This window comes from Alteromonas ulvae (genome assembly GCF_048987005.1).
Classification (GTDB): domain Bacteria; phylum Pseudomonadota; class Gammaproteobacteria; order Enterobacterales; family Alteromonadaceae; genus Alteromonas.
Window position 1 is genome coordinate 263,295 of sequence record NZ_CP185261.1, and the last position, 21,326, is coordinate 284,620.

Annotated in this window: 14 protein-coding genes and 1 pseudogene; 8 read left to right on the top strand and 7 right to left on the bottom strand. The window is 46.2% G+C overall.

Annotated elements, in window-relative coordinates; genetic code table 11:
- Positions 1-4: 4 nt before the first annotated feature.
- From ACOJR9_RS01145 to ACOJR9_RS01175, 7 genes are all read left to right on the top strand, one after another.
- Positions 5-991 (top strand): metallophosphoesterase, encoded by a 987-nt coding sequence (locus ACOJR9_RS01145; protein ID WP_420934610.1) that lies wholly within the window; start codon positions 5-7, stop codon positions 989-991.
- Positions 991-2,637 (top strand): phytase, encoded by a 1,647-nt coding sequence (locus tag ACOJR9_RS01150; protein ID WP_420934611.1) that lies wholly within the window; start codon positions 991-993, stop codon positions 2,635-2,637. Before ACOJR9_RS01145 ends, ACOJR9_RS01150 begins: the two co-directional genes overlap by 1 nt.
- A 355-nt stretch (positions 2,638-2,992) precedes the next feature.
- Entirely contained in the window at positions 2,993-4,204 is a 1,212-nt protein-coding gene (locus ACOJR9_RS01155) for a diguanylate phosphodiesterase (protein WP_420934612.1), read from the top strand.
- Between the two features lie 221 nt (positions 4,205-4,425).
- The gene (locus ACOJR9_RS01160) at positions 4,426-5,148 is read left to right on the top strand and encodes an ABC transporter ATP-binding protein (protein ID WP_420934613.1); all 723 of its coding nucleotides are present in this window, start codon (positions 4,426-4,428) and stop codon (positions 5,146-5,148) included.
- Complete coding sequence (locus tag ACOJR9_RS01165; protein WP_420934614.1) at positions 5,145-6,587, top strand: ABC transporter permease; 1,443 nt, start codon at positions 5,145-5,147, stop codon at positions 6,585-6,587. Before ACOJR9_RS01160 ends, ACOJR9_RS01165 begins: the two co-directional genes overlap by 4 nt.
- Entirely contained in the window at positions 6,584-7,888 is a 1,305-nt protein-coding gene (locus ACOJR9_RS01170; RefSeq protein WP_420934615.1) for a DUF3526 domain-containing protein, read from the top strand. The genes ACOJR9_RS01165 and ACOJR9_RS01170 overlap by 4 nt, the downstream gene beginning before the upstream one ends.
- A complete protein-coding gene (locus tag ACOJR9_RS01175) occupies positions 7,888-10,083 on the top strand; it encodes a TonB-dependent siderophore receptor (RefSeq protein WP_420934616.1) in 2,196 nt (731 codons plus the stop codon). The genes ACOJR9_RS01170 and ACOJR9_RS01175 overlap by 1 nt, the downstream gene beginning before the upstream one ends.
- Before the next feature lie 22 nt (positions 10,084-10,105).
- Here ACOJR9_RS01175 and ACOJR9_RS01180 read toward each other — a convergent pair whose 3' ends face one another.
- The 4 genes from ACOJR9_RS01180 to ACOJR9_RS01195 are packed head-to-tail and all read right to left on the bottom strand — an operon-like array spanning position 10,106 to position 14,893.
- Positions 10,106-11,521, bottom strand: coding sequence for an ABC transporter ATP-binding protein (locus ACOJR9_RS01180; RefSeq protein WP_420934617.1), 1,416 nt, complete (start codon positions 11,519-11,521; stop codon positions 10,106-10,108).
- Positions 11,518-12,387, bottom strand: a complete 870-nt coding sequence (locus tag ACOJR9_RS01185; RefSeq protein WP_420934618.1) for an ABC transporter permease — start codon at positions 12,385-12,387, stop codon at positions 11,518-11,520. Before ACOJR9_RS01185 ends, ACOJR9_RS01180 begins: the two co-directional genes overlap by 4 nt.
- Positions 12,384-13,346, bottom strand: a complete 963-nt coding sequence (locus tag ACOJR9_RS01190) for an ABC transporter permease (RefSeq protein WP_420934619.1) — start codon at positions 13,344-13,346, stop codon at positions 12,384-12,386. The genes ACOJR9_RS01185 and ACOJR9_RS01190 overlap by 4 nt, the downstream gene beginning before the upstream one ends.
- A 2-nt stretch (positions 13,347-13,348) precedes the next feature.
- Positions 13,349-14,893: an ABC transporter substrate-binding protein gene (locus tag ACOJR9_RS01195; RefSeq protein ID WP_420934620.1), complete on the bottom strand. Its 1,545-nt coding sequence runs from the start codon at positions 14,891-14,893 to the stop codon at positions 13,349-13,351.
- Between the two features lie 243 nt (positions 14,894-15,136).
- Here ACOJR9_RS01195 and ACOJR9_RS01200 point away from each other — a divergent pair, with 243 nt between their 5' ends.
- On the top strand, positions 15,137-16,183 hold the full coding sequence (locus ACOJR9_RS01200) for a succinylglutamate desuccinylase/aspartoacylase family protein (protein ID WP_420934621.1): 1,047 nt from the start codon (positions 15,137-15,139) through the stop codon (positions 16,181-16,183).
- 75 nt (positions 16,184-16,258) lie between these two features.
- Here the strand turns inward: ACOJR9_RS01200 and aspA are convergent, their stop codons facing one another.
- The 3 genes and pseudogenes from aspA to ACOJR9_RS01215 form a co-directional block, all read right to left on the bottom strand.
- Positions 16,259-17,695 carry an aspartate ammonia-lyase gene (gene aspA / locus ACOJR9_RS01205; protein ID WP_420936018.1) on the bottom strand — a complete coding sequence of 479 codons (1,437 nt, stop codon included), beginning with the start codon at positions 17,693-17,695 and terminating at the stop codon, positions 16,259-16,261.
- Positions 17,696-17,809: 114 nt separating this feature from the next.
- A pseudogene (locus tag ACOJR9_RS01210) lies at positions 17,810-18,112 on the bottom strand (cyclic nucleotide-binding domain-containing protein); the annotation flags it as partial.
- 232 nt (positions 18,113-18,344) lie between these two features.
- Positions 18,345-21,233, bottom strand: coding sequence for a M14 family metallopeptidase (locus ACOJR9_RS01215; RefSeq protein WP_420934622.1), 2,889 nt, complete (start codon positions 21,231-21,233; stop codon positions 18,345-18,347).
- Positions 21,234-21,326: the final 93 nt, after the last annotated feature.

Genomic DNA, 21,326 nt, shown 5'->3' on the forward strand with positions numbered 1-21,326 from the left:
GAGCATGAAAAATCGTTATTTTTTTATCGCGATGCCTGTTCTCCTTTGGTTTGCCAGCTTCTCGCTGGCAGGCCAAGAGAGTTACGACAGCGATTATTATCAGCAGCATTCCATCGAAGGCCTTGAGACACTAGAAGACAGTTTCAATTTTTTAGTGCTAGGAGATTGGGGCCGAAACGGCCACTTTCATCAACGCTCGGTAGCGAAGTGGATGGACATTGCCGCGGCTCAAGCCGATGCAGAGTTTGTTGCCACCACCGGTGATAACTTTTACAGCAACGGCATTGCTTCTATCCATGATCCGTATTGGCGTAGTTCTTTTGAAGATGTTTACAACGGTCCACACTTGTTTATCGACTGGTACGCCACGCTAGGTAACCACGACTACCGCGGCAACTGGCAAGCACAAATTGACTACAGCGATATTAGCCGCCGTTGGCAAATGCCGGCGCAGTATTACGCGAAAACTGTTGATGTTACAGGCAAGTCAAAGGCTCTGTTGCTGTTTATTGATACCAGTCCGCTAAACCCTGATTATCAAACCGAGGAAAAGTATGCGGAAGCCATGCAGCAAGATGGCGAATCGCAGCTTAAGTGGATAAACCAACAACTGAGTGAGTCACAAGCTCAGTGGAAAATTGTGATTGGCCATCATCCGCTCTATTCCAGCGGCAAACGTTACGGCACGACAAGCGGTATTCGACATGTGATTGAGCCGGTGCTTGAAAAGCACGGTGTTCACGCCTATTTCGCCGGTCACGAGCACGACTTGCAGCATAATCGCGCTGCCAATAAACAGGTTGAGCACTTTGTTTCTGGTGCAGGCTCAGAGCTTCGCCCCACAGCACAGCGGGAGTTTACCCTGTTTGCCCAGTCTCAAGCCGGCTTTGCGGTGGTGTCGATGAATGACGACCAGTGCCTTGTGCAATTTGTTAATGATAGTGGAGAGGTGATTTATCGTTATGCCATCTCTCTCAGTAAGGATAAGTAATGTTACTTCGTTTGTTTTCTTATGGCGTTGCCACAGCGTGTTTAAGTCTTTCTTCGTTTGCCACTAACGCAAATTTGCAGCCCGTGTCGGCGCTTTTTTCCGACGACGTTGAAACCTATGCAAGCCATGCTATTGATGAGTACCATCAATTAGTGGCTCACATTGACCCGCTAACCCAAGCGCTCATAGTCAGTAGTATGAGCAATAGCATGAGCAGTAGTACAAGCATTAACAGCGCGTCTATCAGCCAGTCAATGACAGAACAATATCGTACTGGACTGCCCCAAGCTGATGTAGAAACACTGTGCTTGTTTGAAGACAAGCATGGTATAGGTGTATTTATGTTCGACGCTCGCGGCATGGCGCAGCAGCACTATCTTTATCAAAAAGCGACGAAGACGTGGCAACACACCGCACTTCGCGAGTTTGCCATGGGGGGAGAGCCAGAATATTGCACAGTAGATAACGCTTCGGGTCAGATCTTTATTGCTGAAGAAGGCATTGGAGTATGGCAAATGTCGGTGGCCCCAGAGTCTGAGTTGTCACGCTACCTAGCACCGTTGCCATTAGATGAAGATACGGTGTCAATCAGTCTGATATCGGCAGAAAAGGCAGCGCTTACGGATGAAATCGGTATGGTTTTTCCCTTTGATGTACAGCCTGTTGAGAACGAACGCGATGACTTACCGATGCTTGTAGTAGATGGACAAACCGACCCGGTGCAGCGCTTTGGCGATGCCGCAGACGATCCGGCTATTTGGGTAGACAGTAAGTCGCCCGCCAAAAGCCTCATTATTGGCACCGATAAAAAAGCCGGGCTGGATGTTTTTGACCTTAATGGCCAGCGGCTCCAGCACCTGCCCATTGGTAAAGTGAATAACGTTGACGTGCGTCAGTCTGTGCGGTTTGGTCAACAGACTATGGACCTTGCAGTGGCGAGTAATCGCACTGGTAACACCCTCAGTGTGTTTAATATTGATGTGATGACCCGCCAAGTTTCTCATGTTGCCGACCTTCCTACGCCGTTAACCGATGCGTATGGGCTGTGTCTTTATCAACCTGAGCAAGGCTTAGAAGTTTTCATCAACGATACCGACGGGAGATACCTGCGGTATAAGTTGAATGTGAATAAGGGCGAGTTCAGCGCATCGTTGATGGAACAGTTTGAGGTGCCAAGTCAGCCAGAAGGCTGCGTGGCAGACGATACTCATCAACAGCTGATTTACGGTGAAGAGGCCGCGGGAATATGGCTTCGCAATATCGCCGAGGTTGGCTCAGCCAGTATTAAAGTGGCCAATTTAAGTGAGAAAGTACACGCGGATATCGAAGGTATGGACATGTACCATATTGATGATCTACGTTATCTGGTTGCATCGAGCCAAGGCAATGACAGTTACGCTGTTTACGCTATTGATGATGATTTTCGCTGGTTAGGAAGCTTTCGCATTGCCCCTAATTTTAATAAGGGTATTGACGGCGCTTCGGAAACGGACGGCCTAGCCATTAGTAGTGTAAACTTGGGTAAGGCTTTTCCCTATGGTTTATTGGTGGTGCAGGATGGCCGCAATGTGATGCCGAGCAATAAACAAAATTTCAAGCTTGTATCGGGCGCCAAAGTGCGTGAGTTTATCCTCAATCATCGATAAATAACGAGCAAGAAGAGCGAATCCACAATCGAATGACGTCACACATAGTGTGATGAGCACGTTAGTACACTTTGTAACACACCAACACAATCACAGACGCCAACCTTGAGGCGTCTGTGGTAAAAGGTTTTGCATACAATAACTCGTTTGAGGAGTTAACAAGTAGCGCCTCAGATACTCACTTTTTCTCTTGACGTTAATCGGCAATAATGTCGGGTTAATTTATAACGTTTGTCGGTTAGAAAAAATTCAAAGAGCACGCTATAGTTATTTTTGACGGTGCGGGATAACATTTGACATCACCACCAAATAGCAGTTTTGTAAGCCACAAATGTGAGCTTGTGGGAGGGTGAAGGTGTTAAGACAGGTGGTTTATCGAAGTAGAGCGTCATCGCTTGTGAACAACACCCTGCTTGAAGAGGTAGCGAGAGACTCCTTACCATTTAATGCAGGCAATGATGTCACCGGCATACTACTGTTTGATGGTGAATATTTCTTCCAAGTTCTTGAAGGGGAAGGCGATATAATACTGGGTTTGTTCGAGCATATTAAGAACGACCCCCGTCACAACAATGTTGTAAAAATTACTGATAACGCTATTCATAAGCGAGATTTTGGCGACTGGGCATTACGCACGCTTAGGCTTGATCAAAAAAGTGGCTGTTATTGGCTCCCCTCTGATATCTCGTTTCACCGCGATAGTCGAATTTTTGCCTTAATAAACGGTTTTGCCTCAGGCAAATGGCGAATGTGCTTGTCGAGCCAAGATCTTAGTGACGTGAAGGCGGCGGTGAATCAACCTGAATTGACCACGCCCGCTTACGAAAACTCCAGTATTCAGTTTGCCTTTCAGCCTATAGTGGACACTTACAGAGGTTGCGTTTCTTCTTATGAAGCCTTGTTGCGAAGCAGCGATGGCCGCTTTCCTGAAGACGTGCTTGATAGCTTCGAGGGAAATGCTAAGTACGAGTTTGATTTAAAGAGTAAAGCTATTGCAATTGCGCAAGGTGCAAAGTTGCTTACTGAAGATCAAGCCCTGTCTGTCAATCTGTGCCCTGGAGCCATTACCTACAGCCCGGATATTGCCAGTTATCTATTGACCTTAGCCGCAGCTAACAACCTCAAACCTCAGCAATTGATATTGGAAGTAACGGAAACCGAAATCATCAAAGAAGGATCGGCTTTTTTTGATGCCATTGAAAACCTTCGCTCTACGGGGATCCGAGTGGCGTTGGATGATTTTGGCGCCGGTTATGCGGGCTTATCTCTGTTAGCCGACTTTCTGCCTGATAAAATCAAGTTAGACCGCAAAATTACCACCAGTATCCATGATAACGGCCCCAGGCAAGCGATTTTTGAAGCAGTTTACGAATTTGCTAATTCAATGGGTATACCGCTTATTGTGGAGGGCGTGGAAACCATGGATGAATGGCTGTGGCTACAGCATGCGGGGGCTCAGCGGTTTCAAGGTTACTTGTTTGCACGGCCTAAATTAAACGGGGTAGAAGCCATTAACTTTGTGGTAAATGGCGTAAAAACGACGGTACCCAATTTGATTTTAGTCTAATCAATACACAGTGAATAAATGCCACAGTAACCGCTCTTTTGTGAGTAATTTTTTGCTTAAACTAGGATTACCCCAGCGGGATTTTTTTACCTTTTTAATTTTCTGTCAGCCTAGCGTATTAAAAAAGCGATGTCGAAAACATACCAATAAAAGGTATTTCCATCCCAATAGTTATAATATAACATTGCTTGAATAATTCATTTTTATAGCTTCTTCACACAATGCAGACAAATTCAGTGATATGCGCAGATGCGCTCACCGTGCGAGCGGATGGTCGCACACTGTTAGACAATCTTAATTTCAATGTCAATAAAGGTGAGGTTTTTGCACTTTTAGGTGGCAATGGTGCGGGCAAGTCTACTACGCTCAAAACTTTTTTGGGCTTAATGCCAGCAAGTAGTGGCAGCGCTACTGTTTTAGGTAAAAATGCGAGCACTGAAACCAATGAAGTTCAAAAATCAGTGGCTTACCTTCCTGAGTCTGTCACTTTATACGGTCATTTATCGGGGCTGGAAAATATACGTTATTTCTTGTCAGTGGCGGGGGTTACCAAAACAGATGAAGACGTTTTCGCCGCTTTACGCAAAGTGGCTCTGCAAGAAGATGCGTGGAATATAGCGTTATCTAACTACTCAAAGGGTATGCGCCAAAAAGCCGCCATCGCGTTAGCGCTCTTACGTAACGCCCCAGTGTTGTTTCTCGATGAGCCTACGTCGGGTTTAGATCCTGCCGCTATTGATGAGTTTAACGGTCTTGTAACTGAACTTAGTGCCTCTGGCGCTACTATTTTCATGGTTACCCACGATGTATATGGCGCCTGTCAGGTTGCCCACAGAATTGTGTTATTAAGCAACGGTAAACTTACCGGCTCTTTCGAGCGTGAGGCTGATAAGCCAATAGATACCGAAGCGGTTCACTCAGCATTCGCAGGGCGTACACTATGATAATGAGTGTCGTTAAAACGATATGTGCAGAGCAGTGGCGTTATTGGCTTCGCACCAAGGTTGCCACGACGGTGTTGATATTAGGCGCGGTGATGACATTGGCTGCTTTACTCGTGAATGCATTCCATATCGAAGAAGCCGCACATGTCCGTGAACACCTCCAAAGTAAAGCAGAGCAGAGCTTTAAAGCTCAACCCGATAAGCACCCTCATCGTATGGTGCATTACGGTCATTACGTATTTCGTACTCCCACACCGTTAAGCATAATTGAACCTGGCGTTGATCCATACACCGGCACCGCAATTTTTTTAGAGGGGCACAGGCAAAATAATGCAATGTTTGCAGAACAGCGCCAGGCAGCCGGCTTAAACCGCTTTAGCAGTTTAACGCCCAGCTTTTTAGCCCTTGTACTTGCGCCATTATTTATCATTCTTATTGGTTACGGTAGCGTATCGCGAGAGCGGGAGGCGGGCACATTAACTCTGTTGCTATCTCAAGGTACAACGCGCTGGCAGCTTCTGTTCGGTAAGTTACTCGCACTGTGTATTGCAAGCGGCGTTTTTTTACTGCCTCTGCTTTTAGCGTGTTTATATATTGCGCTTTCTAGTGGAAGTGCCGCGGTTGTTGCGTTATTCAGTTTAAGTTACGCCGTTTACTTCTTGCTTTGGGCTTTGGTGGTAACGGCTTGTTCTGCGCTCATGGAAAAAAGTAGCGCGAGTTTTACCGTACTTATTGTCATTTGGATGAGCGCTTGCGTGTTACTTCCTCGCTTAGGCAGTAGTATTGCCACCAATTTAGCGCCGTCGATGGGCAAACTTGAGGCCGATTTTAAAGTAGAAGAAAGACTAAGGAGTTTAGGTGATGGTCATGATGCAAACGACCCTGCTTTTAACAATCTCAAAGCAGAGTTGCTGGCTAAGTATAACGTCAACTCGGTCGACGATCTCCCGGTAAATTATAGAGGCGTAGTCGCGCAATACTCTGAGCAGCGTCAGGCTGAAGTCCTCAATGAGTTTGCTGATAATCGTATGCAGCAAGAGTTAGAGCAAGCCCGTATTGCTCGTCAATTTGGCTGGCTTTCTCCGGCGGTTGCTATTCGGTCTATTTCAACGGTGCTGGCCGGTACAAGTCTTGAAACCCATCACCGCTTTTTACGCGAAGCAGAAACCCTGCGTCTCGCGTTTGTTCAAGGCCTAAATAAGATCCATGCAGAGAAGCTTGACTACAAGTTGGATATGAACCGCAATGCCAGTGAGGAGGCGGCCGATAAAGCAGTAGTCGACTCAAGTAACTGGTCTTTACTGGCAGAGTTTAACTTTGAGCCCGAAAAGCCCGCAACACGACTAAGCAATGCAACCGTGTACTTTTTGCAACTGCTGTTTTGGATGGGTATTACTGTCCTACTTCTTCGTATTGCGGTTAGGAGGTTAAACCCATGATGCGTTTTAATGATATTAAACGTGAAGCAGGCTTTGTATTTGGGCATGGTCAGTTCAAATTAACCATCTTGGTTGTGTTTCTGTTGAGTGCAATGTCGCTTTGGGCTGGATTTGCAGAAATGCAGGAGCAACAGTCGACCATTGAGCGCCTATTAGAAAAAGACCAAGTAGAACGCAATAGCGTACTTTCTCAACATGCTAATTACGGCATGGTTGCCTATTATTCTTTCCATCTTACTTATGCTCCCCCTTCGCCTTTGGCCTTCTCTGCTGTGGGTGAGCGCGACGTATTTCCATGGAAACACCGTGTTCGTATGCTAGCGCTGGAAGGGCAAATTTATGAAAGCGACACTGATAATCCTGAGCTCGCTTTCTTGGGGCGCTTCGATTTTGCGTTTGTCACTAGCGTGCTACTACCGCTGTTTATCATTTTGTTGCTCTACGATTTAAAAGCCAAAGAACGTGAGGCGCGCCGCTTTGATTTGCTCAACGTTACCGCGCGCAATGCTCACGCCATATGGACCTCTCGCGTGCTCGTTACCTTGGTGCCCCTTGCACTTGCAGTGCTTATTCCTTTTGTTGCATTTGCTGTTGCTAGCGGCGCTGGGTTGAGCGCAATAACAAAAGTATGTGGCATTGTGACAGGCAATATTGTTATTTGGAGCATTATTGTTCTTGCCATCGGCGCCGCTAAACGCTTTGCTCAACTCAGCGCCACGCACTTAGCGTCTATTATGCTAGGAGTGTGGCTGATGACTACCGTGGTTGTGCCGGTTACCGGGCACACTATGATTAATGCGCTTATTGAAACGCCTGAAGGTGGTGACATTGTGCTTGTGCAGCGTGAGGCGGTAAACGGTGCATGGGACAAACCCGTTGAACAAACATGGAGCGCTTTTCTCAACACTCATCCGCAGTGGGCTAACTACACCGAGTTTGACCCCAAACGCGATAGCTCGTTTAACTGGAAATGGTACTACGCATTTCAGCAGGTAGGCGATGAGATGGCGAGCGAGCTCTCGAAGTCTTATCAAGCCGCCACGCTTAAAAAAGATGAAATAGCCGGTTATGTGGCATGGCTGTCGCCGTCTTTGCTTACGCAGCGACTGCTATCAAGTGCTGCAGATACCGACGTGAAAGCGATGGTGCGCTACGAAAACAGCGTACGACAATTCCACGCCACTCTCCGCGATTTCTATTATTATCATATGTTTAAAGCGCCAGCGTTTTCGCTTGAGAGCTTCAAACAACGGCCACAATTCACACCAAAAACACAAAAAAGAGTTACAGGAAAACACTGATGAAACCTAACTGGGTAAAAACCACTCTCGCTGTCACTTTAGCAACGTTTTTTAACACGTCTTCGTACGCACAAGATAACAGTACATCAAGTGAAACCGACATTGAGAAAATTACGGTTCGTGGTATGCACCGCGCATATCAGGGTGCTTTCGAATACAAAGAGGTGCCTGCCGCTGCTCAAAGTATCGATTTGGGCCTACTTTCCGACGCCGGAGCTATTAACCTTAATGATGCATTGGATCTTTCAGCGTCTGTAGCGCGTCAAAACAACTTTGGTGGGCTATGGAACAGCTTTGCCATTCGCGGTTTTTCAGGTGATGAAAACCTGCCCAGTGGATTTTTAGTCAACGGCTTTAATGCCGGTCGTGGATTTGGCGGGCCCCGCGACCTATCGGGTATCGAACAAGTTGATATCTTAAAAGGTCCAAAAGCGGCGTTGTTCGGCCGTGGTGAACCTGGTGGTGCAATAAACCTAATTACAAAGCGTCCCCAATTTCGACAGGGCGGTGAAGTAAAAGCAACTTACGGAAGTTGGGATCAAAAGCGAATAGAGGCAGACGTGCAAACGGTTGCTGGCGATACAGACAGCGTTGGTGTGCGCCTGGTGGGTTTTTATGAAGATGCAGAAAGTTTTCGAGACGTTGTAGAGACAGAACGTTTTGGATTTTATCCATCGGTAACATGGGATGTGTCAGCCGATACCTCAGTAACCTATGAATTAGAGTATACCGAACAAAAAATCCCCTTCGATCGCGGCGTCGCAGCACTTGATGGTAAGCTAGGTCATCAACCCATCGAGACTTTCACCGGCGATCCGAGTGGCGCCACCATTGATACAGAAGTGGTTGGGCATCAAATTGAGATTTCTCATGAATTAGCTGACGATTGGAGCCTTCTTTTAGGTGCAGGCTTGCGGGACACGACATTTGAAGGTAACGCGCTGGAAGCGAATTTTAGCGGTCGCCAAACCTTGTTTATCGATCCAGATCAGGCTCTGTTGTCGCGCTTTGCACGCTATCGCAATTATCAAACTGATTACTTAGTACTGCGCGGTGAAATTGCCGGTCAGTTCGACACGGGCTCGCTAACCCACCGAGTAATCATTGGTGCAGACTATGATAGGTTTGAAAATGACCAAGTGATCCTTCGCTATCGTCCACCGTTTTTCTCAAGCGATACCAACATCAACGACTTAGATTTAGACCAATACTTAGTGGTTGATATTTTCAACCCAGATTATTCTCCATTGCCGGACGTTCCGCTTTCAGACAACCTGGATCGTTTAGAGGAACAGAAAGCTTGGGGCGTCTATTTCCAAGATCAAATTAATATTACTGACAACCTGCAAATTCGTTTGGGTGGTCGTTTTGATAAATTTGAACAAGACATTGATAACCGCCTGGCAAGCCCGGTGAGTACCACATCCCAAGAGAACACTCGGTTTTCACCGCAAGTTGGCGCTGTGTATGTGTTTAACGATGCTACAAGCATTTACGCGACGTACGGTGAAGGCTTTCGTCAGTTAACCGGGTCAGATTTTGCTGGCAATCCGTTCGAGCCAAATAAATCTGAATCTACAGAAATGGGGATAAAGGCTGATTTAACCTCAATGTTTGATAACGTGCGTGGCGACATCACGTTCTCGGTATTCAATATTGAACAAAGTAATATACTTGTTTTCGATGACCGCCCGGAAGCGTCTGACGGTTTTTTCCTTACTCCAGCTGGTGAAGCTCGAAGTCGAGGTGTTGAACTGGATATTAACGCTGAGTTCGAAAACGATATTTTACTTTGGGTGTCATACGCGTTTGTTGATGCTGAAAGCACCAACAATACAGCAGATGCCAACTTTGTCGCTGCGATAGAAGCCGGCGACCCGTTAATTAACGTACCAGAGAACCAGTTCAGTGTACAGATAAGCAAAGGCCTAGTGCTTGCTGGCATGCCGGTTCGCGTGGGGTCAGGCGTGTTATATGTTGACGAGCGTTTGGGTCAAACCGCGACTGACTTCTACTTACCCAGTTACACCACAGTGCGAGCGTTCGCTGAAATTCAGCCTATAGAAAACGTATCGGTGAGAGTGGACATTGACAATCTATTTGATGAAGAGTTTTATACTAACTCTTTTGCGGACGTTTGGGTTGAGCCTGGTGTCCCTCAGCGCTTTAGACTTTCAGCAAGTTATCGGTTTTAACGTTCAGGGATACTGTCAGAGGTCAGTTTTTTGGAAAATGATGGGATAACGAGCCAAGTTGTACGATGCGATCACAGGTTTTTTCTAACTGGGCGATGTCGTGACTAATGAAAAGGACGGTGCAGTTGGCTTCTCTGCACCGTTCTACAAGCAAATGGGTGATCTTTTTACTTGTGATAGGGTCGAGTCTTGAGGTGGGTTCATCGGCTATCAGTAACTTGGGTTTGAGCAACAGGGCTCGTAAAAGTGCAATGCGCTGAAGCTCACCGCCGCTCACTTCTGACGCCGTGCGCTCAAATAATAGAGAGTCTAGGCTTAACAGTGAGGCGAGCTCACTCATCTGACTTTTTGGCACCTTGTGTAGCTTTATAACGTCATGAATAAGTGTACTCAATGGAACATGTTCAGCAAAGGCGCTGGGCGGGTCTTGATATAGCTTTAGTTTCTGGTGGCGAGAAAGAGCATGATGAAATTGAATGTTGCCTCGGTAGGGAAGAAGCCCTAGCAGGGCATCACCTAACGACGTTTTGCCGCTACCACTATCACCGCTTAACCCAACAATTTCACCCTTCCCCAAGGTAAAGCTAACCTCGGAAAAAACATTTTTTCCACCTCTAGATACACGTAAATCTTTTATTGAAACGAGCGGCGAAAAATGTTCGCAAGTGGGCATTTTTTCAGGCCAATGCTGGGGTGCCGATTCAATAAGTGTTTGCGTATAGTCCGTGCTTGGGTTGGATATTATCGTACTGGTATCGCCTGTTTCTATGAGTCGCCCGTTTTTCATCACGATACACCTGCCGCCCAATGCCTCAGCCACCGTTACATCATGAGTGATTGTAAGCAGTGTACCTTGTTTTGCCTTTTGTTTAAGTTGAGCAATGATGTCGCTTTTACGACTGGCATCAAGTCCTTTGGTCGGCTCGTCAGCAATGAATAAAGGGGCTTGGGAAGCAGAAGCACATGCAAATGCCACACGCTGCGCCATGCCTCCAGAAAGCTGTGAAGGCACTTTATGCGTGTCGTTGTGTAGGCCGAGGTTGGCGAGTTTTTGATGCCCATCACGCTGGGCGGTTTGCTTGTCGCGCTGTTGTGTGAACTGAAACACTTCGGCAACTTGTTGGCCAATTGCCATCATTGGGCTTAATGAGTGCCAAGGCTCTTGGGGAAGCAAAACAATATCGCGGCCCCACATTTTTTCGCGGTCATGTTTATCCGTATTTAACATATCGACACCGTTTACGATGATAGAACCTGTTACCTCAAGTGCACTGGGTAAGTCGCCCATAATGGCTTGAGCAAGTAAGCTTTTTCCGGCGCCTGTTTCACCTAATAGCGTGAGGGTCTCACCCTGTTCTAGTTGAAGCGTGACATTCTCAACAATCACCGAGCTGCCAGCGCGAATAGTCAAATTTTCAATAGTAATTAGCGTGTTCACTGGTTCTGCTCTTGCGCATTATGTTTTGACGACGTAGGTGATTGCTTTGCAACAAGCAGGTTTTGTTGACCTGTGCTGACCTTGTTATCAGCCAATAAATGAAAGCCCAACACTAATATAAATAGCGTAATAATGGGCTGAGCAAGCAGCCACGGTGCCTCGTGATAATAAGGAAACAGCTCAACTATCATTAAACCCAGTTCTGGGCTAGGTGGCTTTAATCCCACGTAAACAAAGCCCACCGACGCCATCGCGATAATAGACGTTGACGCTCCAAACGCAGCGAGCGACATTACGTCTTTTTTTATCGCGGGCCAAATATGCATTTTAAATAGATAAGCTTTTCCAAAGCCCATGAGCATTGAGCATTCCAGGGCTGGCCCCTCCACAATGGGCAGCGTGATAGCGCGTACTAGCCGAAAATATTCAACGGCTAACACAATGGAGATAGCCAAATACAACATGGCAAATGAGCCTGGAACAAAGGCCGCAAAAAGCAAAATGAGCACAAGCCCAGGTAGTGCTAATACGGTATTGGCTAGGAAATTTAATGTCGTATCCACCCAGCCTTTACACCACGCCGCAACCACACCTAATGTCACACCCAATATGGATGAACTTAACACGCAAAGGGCGGCGAGAGATAAAGAAATACGAAGGCCCTCTGAGATTCTGGCTAACATGTCTCGACCATATTGGTCAGTACCTAACCAGTGCTGTGCATTTGGCGCGATAAGCGCCATCTTTAAATTTTGCTGATTGCCATTCACCCCCAAAAAAATGGGCTCGCCAACGGCAACGAGCAGAAGCAAACCTAAAAGCGCAATGCCTATTAATTTTGTTGAAGACAAGATGAAGTTGTTCATGGTTGCGTTTCTGTGTTAGCTCTTACTCTTGGGTCGAGGACGTACTGGCTTAAATCTACCAAGGTATTGACCAGTACAAACAATACGCCCATTAATAAAGCCGTGCCTTGCAACATAGGAATGTCGCGTGCGAAGACGGCATGTGAGAGGCCATGACCAATACCCGGCCATGCAAACAGGCTTTCTATCATTATCACGCCTTCAATTAATCCTATAAGTTGAATGCCCATAAATGCGAAAGCTGGAATGGCAATATTCGGTAGTGCATGGCGCGAAAACGCTTTGGCATTGCTGAGCCCTTTTATCTTTGCAAAGTGGAAATAGCCAGAATGGAGGGCATTAACCGTGCTATTTCTTATCACTCGGTTGGATATGGCGGCAAGACTAAGTCCTAGTGTGAAAACCGGTAATATGGTGTAGACAAAGCCCGATGAGCCAGCCACGGGCAGCCAGTTAAGCTCTAGCGCAAAAATAAAAATGAGTATTAACCCCAAACAAAACACTGGCTGAGAACGAATAAGGGTTGAGAACACGAGTGCAGATTTATCAAACAGAGCATAGCGGGTTTTAGTACTGTTTAATCCACTATATATGCCTAAGGGAAAAGCAATGCACGCAGAAACCAGTATGGCAAACCCCGCGAGAACAAGGGTATAGGAAAGCTGATTTTGTAACTCGTATACAATGGGCGCTCCGGTAACGAGACTCGTGCCTAAATCGAGGGTTATGAGATCGCCCATCCAAGCTAGGTACTGTTCCAAACCACTCCTGTTTAAGCCCAACTCTTCTGCAACAGCGTTGGCTGCACGTGTGGATACTGCATCATCACCATACCGACCTGCGGCAATTTTGTAGGCCATGTCACCGGGTAGTGAACGGGTTAACACAAACGTGAGTGTACCCACGCTCCATGCCATTAATACAGATTGCAGCAATCTGTGGAAAAGAATATTTTTCATTATTACGGGGCTATTTTCATTTGAGAAAGACGAAAAGAACGTTCGTAAGGATCAAAACTAAAGTTTTTGAGTCGACTTGACGTCGCAGTTTGCTGTACATAGTAAATAACGGGAATAAGCGGCATATCTTGTTCAATTTCCGTCATTATCGTCTCTATTTTGGCGTTATACGATTGCTCATCGGTGGTTAGGCTTAAGCTCTTAATCGTGTTGAAAACCGTTTCGTTATGCCAATTCATCGGTCCCCAATCGCCACCTTCTTCTGAGGAGAAGTCAGCAAGCATTATTCCAAGGGGGTCGGGGATGTTGGCAAAATTACGAGCCATGAGCGCCGTCTCTAATGAGCCATCGGCATGCCCAGAGGGAATGGCGCTGACATTCTCCATGTGCACAGAGAGAGACACACCAATTTGCTTCCATTGATCCTGTATCGCGGTGGCTATGGTGATGAGTTCAGGGCGATTGGCATAGGTGATCATAGTAAGCGAAAGCTTTTTGCCGTCTTTGTAGCGCAAGCCGTCGCTGCCTTCTATCCAGCCTGCTTCAGTGAGTAACTGAACCGCTTTTTGTTGGTGAGATGTCTGTGACACATTATCGTTACGTTTCTCTGGCTTGCGGATGTGCCAGTCGCGGATATTCGGCCCAAATAACTGATCTGCAGCAATATCGGGAATTCGCATCACGCCCATCGCAATGCCCTTTCTATCGATTGCTAAACTTAGTGCCTGCCTTACTTTTACGTCTGAAAGAATAGGATGACGGCTGTTAAGTTTAATCAGGGTTGTACGGGGAATTTTATCGCTAAATAAGTTTACGTTAGAGTCTGTGCGCAACATATTGACGGCTGCGGGATCTAAATTATAGACAATATCTGCTTCACCTGTTCTTACCATAAGTGCGCGAGTTTCTGAGCGGTGGCCTGTAATATAGTCCACATTTTCAATCGTTGCAGGTTCTCCCCAATAGTCATTAAATTTTGTAGTGCTTAGGCTATGGGGCGGTTCGAAGTGAGTAATTTTATATGGACCAGTGCCTATGAGGGTTTTAATTCGATTGAACTTACCGAAGGAGGAGGGAGCGACAATGGCTGTGGTGTAGTTACTCAACAATGAAGGAAATGGACGATAACTCTGATTTAACGTGAACGTGATGGATGACTCAGACTCGATTTCCATATTGTCAATCATGTCTTTTGAAAAAGGCGTAGGTTTGCCCAAGGCAACCGACAAACTGTTATACGCGGCGTCAACCGTCATCAATGTTCCATCGTGAAAATAGACACCTGAACGAAGGTTAAACGTCCATTCCGTAAAATCGTTATTACTCTTCCAACTTGTTGCAAGTCCGGGAATGAGTCGGCCTTGATTATCGACGTCTACCAACGTTTCTAAAACCTGCATTCTGGTAAACATATATCCTGTGCTTGCAGGGTCGTTATTGACTGGCTCAAAGGGACCGCTAACCACAATGTTGTTGGGAAGGGGGGAAGGTGTGCAGGCAGTGAGAAATAGGCTGACAACGACCGTTACCCACGTTAAACATTTCATTCGCATATGCCTGTCAATTCCCTCTCTGATAATAGACGATGTTAATGAATGTATAGCGTATACACAATGCTTCTAGAATTTTCAGCGGTGTGGTTTACACAACAATTCAGCATCACTATGCCGAGACGAGCTGCGGTGCTGTGATGAAGGCATGTTTCCTTGAATGAGTTTAAAATACTGTATTGATTAAGTAAAAGCGTTCTGGCTTACTTACCATACTAATTTTTTGTTAAAGGTTTGAGTATGCTTTTTAAAAGAAAGTCTGTGATTTCCATTTTGGCGCTTGTGTTGTGTACACTGCGTTTTCCTGTCAGTGCCAACGCGCCTTTTGAGCTCATGGGAGTGACCACCCATTCTGGTGAGAAAACATCATATATGGCTGGTGAAAGGGATATTTCTCTGCCCGTCACCGTTATTAACGGCAAAAACGAAGGCCCCGTACTTCTGCTAACAGCAGGTATACACGGCGACGAGTACCCGTCGATGCTCGCATTACAGCAGCTGCAGCAAAGTATTAATCCTAAGGAAATGAGTGGCGTACTGGTTGTGTTGCACTTGGCAAATTTGGACGGTTTCCATGAACACCGGCTAGCGCTTAACCCTCGGGATGAGAAAAACTTAAATAGAGAGTTTCCAGGTAGTGCTGTTGGCACGCCTACCGAGCAAATTGCAGACTTACTGACAAACGAATTCATCGATAAGGCTGATTTTTTGGTTGATATGCATTCTGGTAGCGCAAACCAAACCCTGCTAAATCATGTCTATTCGCCGTTTATTGGTGACAAAGCGTTAGATGAATTGACGCTAGCGTTTGCTAAGGCAACAGGCATGCAACATATTGTGCTTTACGGTGACAGGCCAAGAGATCCAAATAACTCTATTTCTTACCCTAACACCGCAATGACACGAGGAAAGCCGGGCCTTACTACTGAAATTGGTCATCTTGCGCAATCGAAGGAAGAATTTGTAAAAGAGGCGTTCACAGTGGCTAGAAACACCATGGTTTTTCTGGATATGTTAGCAGGAGAGCCTATCGAGCATCCAGATCCTATTATTTACGATACCTTAACGTCAGCAAAAAGCACAACCACCGGCTTTTTCCAGCCAGTTGTTGCTATTGGTGATAAAGTACAACAAGGCCAAGAAGTGGGCACCGTGTTGGATTACTTTGGAAACGTAGTCGAAACCATCGTGGCGCCAATGACGGGAACAGTCATGATGGTTAATCAAACGCCACCTATCAAAAGCGGCGGTTCGGTTTTAACTATTGGCGCTGAAGTGGGGCAATAACCCACTTCGCTCTCTCATCGTCGCCTAATTATGGTGGTATTGAGCCTCTCAACACCATGTTATAAATGTGCAGCGCTATTGCACCATATTTTCAGGTGATAATACCTCGTCGAGCTTTTCTTTAGACATAAGCTGCTTTTCTAATACTAAATCATACACGCTGTTACCCGTTGACAGCGCTTCTTTGGCCAGCGCTGTACTAATATCGTAACCCAAATGCGGGTTGAGTGCGGTGACAATGCCAATCGAAGATTTCACATTGTGTTCGCACACGCTTTGGTTGGCAGTTATTCCGGTAATACATCGAGTAGCGAGGGTATCCATACCTGATTTCAATATTTCTATCGACTCAAAAACACTCTCAACCATGACGGGCTCCATCACATTTAACTCTAACTGACCGGCTTCAGCGGCTAAGGTTACGGTTAAATCATTCCCAATTACTTTAAAGGCAATTTGATTAACGACCTCGGGGATAACCGGGTTTACTTTGCCGGGCATAATGGACGAGCCAGGCTGCATTGGTGGTAAATTGATTTCGTTTAACCCTGCTCTTGGGCCCGATGACAATAAACGAAGATCGTTGCATATCTTGGACAATTTCACGGCTAATTGCTTCAGCGCCGATGAATACATCACCAAGGCCCCCGTATCGTGGGTGGCTTCAATCAAATCGTCGGCTAAGCGTATATTTCTGCGTGTAATGTCAGATAAGTGATGTACCACACGTTCCCGATAAATTGGCGCGGCATTAATGCCTGTGCCAATTGCTGTGCCGCCCATGTTAACCTCTAGAAATTGTGCGCTACTGGTATTTAATCGTAGTAACTCGTTCTTTAAACTGCTGGCAAACGCTTTAAAGCTTTGCCCCAGCGTCATTGGTACCGCATCTTGTAATTGGGTGCGGCCCATTTTCAACACGTGTTGAAATTCTAGCGCTTTATCTTCTAAGCACACCACGAGGCGATTAATCACTTGCAGCAATTTTTCATTGGCGTCCATCAGTGCAACTTTAATGGCCGTGGGGTAAGCATCGTTGGTCGATTGGGAGCAATTCACATGATTGTTTGGGTGGCAATATTGATAGTCGCCAAGGGGTCTTCCCATTATTTCTAAGGCTCTATTGGCTACTACTTCGTTTATGTTCATGTTGGTCGATGTGCCTGCTCCCCCTTGGATCATGTCGACAATAAAATGGTTATGCAGCGCCCCTAGGGTAATCTCGTCGCACGCTTGGCAAATCGCGGTTTTAATTTCTTCTGAGAGATTACCTAACTCAAAGTTTGCCAGTGCAGCTGCCTTCTTTACCTTAGCCAGACCGCATATAAAATCAGGGTAGAAATTCAGCGTGATCCCACTGATATCAAAATTTTCGAGTGCCCTAAGCGTTTGAATACCATAATACGCCGTTTGAGGGACCTGTTTATCCCCGAGTAAATCACGTTCGTTGCGTTGCCCACTCGCCTGATACAGGGTAGCTATATTCTCATAACGATTATTCGCATACTGCATTCGCCGGATGATAATTTGCGAAATAGTGGCTGATATCTGCAGTGCTATTTTGCCATGTTCGCTCAATGCTGCTAGTAAGGTGTCACGCTCGAACGTGATCAACGTGACTGGTGAAAGTGCCCGTGCGCTTAAGTGATGCTGATGCGGTGGCGCTATGAGTATGGTCTCACCAATGAATTCATAGTGTGAAAACACGGTTAAACTTTGATGAGGCTCTGTGCGCTCATCAAATAATTGTACACTGCCATTTTCAATAACATACAGCGTATCGGATACGTCGTGCCCTCGGAACAGCATATCGCCTTTTTTAAGTATTTTTTGGCTGGCTAAGTTTACAAATATACTGAGTTCTTGTGTTGTTAAACCTTGAAATAACTCTACTTTTTCGAGGCAGTCGATAACTGATTGGCTTTCCATGTTGGCGGTTCTCAGTAGCGAAAAAAGGATGGCGAAGACACCAACTATAGCAATAACTACATGGGGTTTGTAGGTGAGAAGTGAAGGGGTAAAACACTATTGAAGACCATGCATTGGCAATTGCACTGTGCTAATAACACGTATTTAAACCGAATTTTCTGGTGTTGTTACTCGCTAAAAGGAAAGGGGCCTACTTTCAGCCCCTAATATAAAACGTCACCTCAGGCGTTGGTTAAAGTGCTACACGTTGTTGACTACCAAGACCTGGACCATAAACAATAGCGTTAAGCAGTAATCTGTTGGTACCTAATGCCGCACCGCGGAAGTTCGGCTGCCCAGAAAACAAAATAATTTGCCCCTTGCCACTGCGTTCACGAGTTAAGTAAGCGGTATTGGCAATACGCTGCTGTGCTTCTGGCCACAGTAAGCCGCTCATACGAACGTTAAGCGTTTTATCGTGTGGCAGTGTGAACCAGCGATCGGCGTTTTTCTCACTTTTCTTTGATTCACTTTTTTCTTGGTTTTTAGCACTTTTAGATGAAAAAACTCCAGCCCTTACAACGGCTTCGCTGTTGTCTGCCGACATCAGCAATGGTTGATCGCTATAAAGCAATGGTAGTACTTTTGGCGTGCCGGCTGTTAGCCAATGCTGTTGGTCAGTTCGGCCTGCCACCATAGCGCCGCTCGGCATAAAGTGGCTTAACCATTTATCGCGGCGGCTTAGCTCTTCCTCTTTAAGCGGTTTAGGCAAATCGTCCCATGGAAAAGCGAAGTCTGTATTTAATGTATGAGACATGGCTGCCTTGGTATCTATTTCGTCTAAAGTCGCCATATATTCACGGTGTAAAGAAATATCGTAATCAAGCGCTTTTTCAAAGCTGTTTTCAATGGTTTTCACATTGGCAATGCCATCTTTACCCGCTAAAGCTGCCGCACTTTTGCCGTGAGCGATAAGCGTTCCGCCATTGTTAACCCATTCATCTAAAAGTGCTTGCTTAGATTTATCAAGTGCGCCGTAGCTAGTGGGGAGCACAATGACATTGTAACGACGCAAGTCAGTGCGATTTAAAGAGTTTACGTCTATTTGGCTATGGCGAATGCCCAAGTTAACATCGATGCTATACCAGGTTGCGCCCACATCATAGCTAGACACATTGCCATGGCTTAAAATAGCCACTTGCGGCCTTGTAAGCAGATCAAAATGCTTGCCTCCCCACTCAGGTAATTCGCCCTCACCAAAGCCACTTGTTGTAGCAGTTACCGATATCATAAGCTCATCGGCGGTTTGCTTTATTAGGCTTGCAAGATTTTCTGTATTGGGGTTATCGGTCACCGTTACCGCAATAGAGCCTCGATGGAAAGCCGTGTTTGCAAACTCTGATTCGCGGTCGATATAACGAACATAAACACCGCGTTCCATCAGCCTTGCAGCAAAAGCAACAGATCTATCATCGGCACCGTCAACTATCCATGCAATAGCATTATCCAGTAAGGTATGGGTGTGGGCGCTTGGTTTATACAGGCTCATATTACTAGTAAGATGCTCTGGCACGGTGACGCTTTCTAGACCGTACATCATGGTTAAGTTCCATGCAGTGGTATCGTACATCAGTGATGAACCGTCACGCAGGGTTTTCTGACGCTCCTCTAGTAATACGGCGTCATTAACGCCAGCGTCAAACTCCATGATAGCGGCAATAAGCGGTGCCTCAGGCTGGCGGTTGGGTATAACAAGGCTTCCCTTGGGAATGATGAGGTCTTCTTTCACTTCACCTAATTGAGTGGTAGCACGGTCTACTTCAATATCTTTATCCGCAACATACACATTAATATCCTGTGCCTGCAAACGGCTTACCAGTGCGCTTGTTCTTCCCACGTTATCATTTGCCATTACCACGTAAGTGCGATTGGCGAATTTGCCTTTTGAGGCCACATTATTTTTGCGCCCCTGCCAATAATCTTGGTACATGGCTTTACTGTTTTTATCCAACGTCTTGAGGTTGGCAAGGGTGGATACAAACTGATGATGCACCGATTCCATATAGGTCTGCACCGTACCTTCAGGTCGACGCACGCCGTCTTCAGCCATACGAGATTGCTCGTAAAGAATATGCATGGTACCGCGATATTCAGCGTAGTTTGAATAGCCTGGGTACCAGTTTTCAAACCATTCACCGGTATAATAGCGCCAGCCTTTCTCATCAAAAGCGGCAGACTGATCACGGGCAAAGGTTTTTGCCCATTTTTGCAAATTAGGATCAATGTTTTGGTTTAGTGGTTGGCGGGGGGGACCCATTAAAAACGTATCTTGGCTTCCCATTTCATGACCATCAATCATTAGCTGGGGCCGCCAGTCATTAATCATTTTAACGCGACCGACGGTTTCAGGCTGCGTTAGATAAAAGAAATCTCGGTTTAAATCGAAAAAGTAGTGATTTGTTCTGCCGTAAGGCCAGTCACCACGGTGCAGCAACGACTGGTCGTCAACATTTGGCGCCGTACCACGATACTGCTCGAGTGATTTGGCAAATCGAGCGCGGCCGTCAGGGTTCATCATGGGGTCTATCACCACCACCATATCGTCAAGCAGTGCTTCCACGTCTTTGTCTTCACTGGCGATTAGGTGATAAATAGCGGTTAACGCTGCATCGGCGCCTGATGTTTCATTGCCGTGAATAGAGTATGCCATCCAGGCAACGGCTGGCAGTGAATTGATGATGTTGCTGGCTTGGCTATCGCTGGTAGTTAAAGGATTAGCGAGCTTGTCGATATTACTTTTAATGCTATCCAGTTCACTGAGTAACGCCGGCGTAGATATAAACGCGGCAATCAGTGGGCGACCTTCATGGGTGCGCGCATACTCGACTACGTGTAATCTATCGCTTTGCTCAGCCCAGTGCATCACAGCACTGTGTATTTGCGCTGGGTCGGCAACGCGAGAGCCAATGGGAAAGCCGAGCAAAGTGTCAGGATGGGTTATTTGTTCGTTGTAATTACCAGTGAGTAACTCTCCCTTGTATTGAAGATCTGGATCTTTTATAGGTTTCATGAGGACCGCTGAATAAGCAGGTATTATCGCTAGTCCTAGCAGAAGCGTGAACCACTTGGTGATGGATTGCATGAGTGTTCCCTTATCGTTTTTTAGTCTTATTGTGTGTTGCTTTTTGTCGCTATGATTTTTCGAGATAGTTTCTTATTACTTTGATGTTCTTAT

What these genes read in the sequence shown, in the direction of transcription:
- ACOJR9_RS01145 (WP_420934610.1), top strand. Translation starts at nt 5, where the DNA reads ATGAAAAATCGTTATTTTTTTATCGCGATGCCTGTTCTCCTTTGGTTT.
- ACOJR9_RS01150 (WP_420934611.1), top strand. Translation starts at nt 991, where the DNA reads ATGTTACTTCGTTTGTTTTCTTATGGCGTTGCCACAGCGTGTTTAAGT.
- ACOJR9_RS01160 (WP_420934613.1), top strand. Translation starts at nt 4,426, where the DNA reads ATGCAGACAAATTCAGTGATATGCGCAGATGCGCTCACCGTGCGAGCG.
- ACOJR9_RS01165 (WP_420934614.1), top strand. Translation starts at nt 5,145, where the DNA reads ATGATAATGAGTGTCGTTAAAACGATATGTGCAGAGCAGTGGCGTTAT.
- ACOJR9_RS01170 (WP_420934615.1), top strand. Translation starts at nt 6,584, where the DNA reads ATGATGCGTTTTAATGATATTAAACGTGAAGCAGGCTTTGTATTTGGG.
- ACOJR9_RS01175 (WP_420934616.1), top strand. Translation starts at nt 7,888, where the DNA reads ATGAAACCTAACTGGGTAAAAACCACTCTCGCTGTCACTTTAGCAACG.
- ACOJR9_RS01185 (WP_420934618.1), bottom strand. Translation starts at nt 12,387, where the DNA reads ATGAACAACTTCATCTTGTCTTCAACAAAATTAATAGGCATTGCGCTT.
- ACOJR9_RS01190 (WP_420934619.1), bottom strand. Translation starts at nt 13,346, where the DNA reads ATGAAAAATATTCTTTTCCACAGATTGCTGCAATCTGTATTAATGGCA.
- ACOJR9_RS01195 (WP_420934620.1), bottom strand. Translation starts at nt 14,893, where the DNA reads ATGAAATGTTTAACGTGGGTAACGGTCGTTGTCAGCCTATTTCTCACT.
- ACOJR9_RS01200 (WP_420934621.1), top strand. Translation starts at nt 15,137, where the DNA reads ATGCTTTTTAAAAGAAAGTCTGTGATTTCCATTTTGGCGCTTGTGTTG.
- aspA (WP_420936018.1), bottom strand. Translation starts at nt 17,695, where the DNA reads ATGCAGTATGCGAATAATCGTTATGAGAATATAGCTACCCTGTATCAG.
- ACOJR9_RS01215 (WP_420934622.1), bottom strand. Translation starts at nt 21,233, where the DNA reads ATGCAATCCATCACCAAGTGGTTCACGCTTCTGCTAGGACTAGCGATA.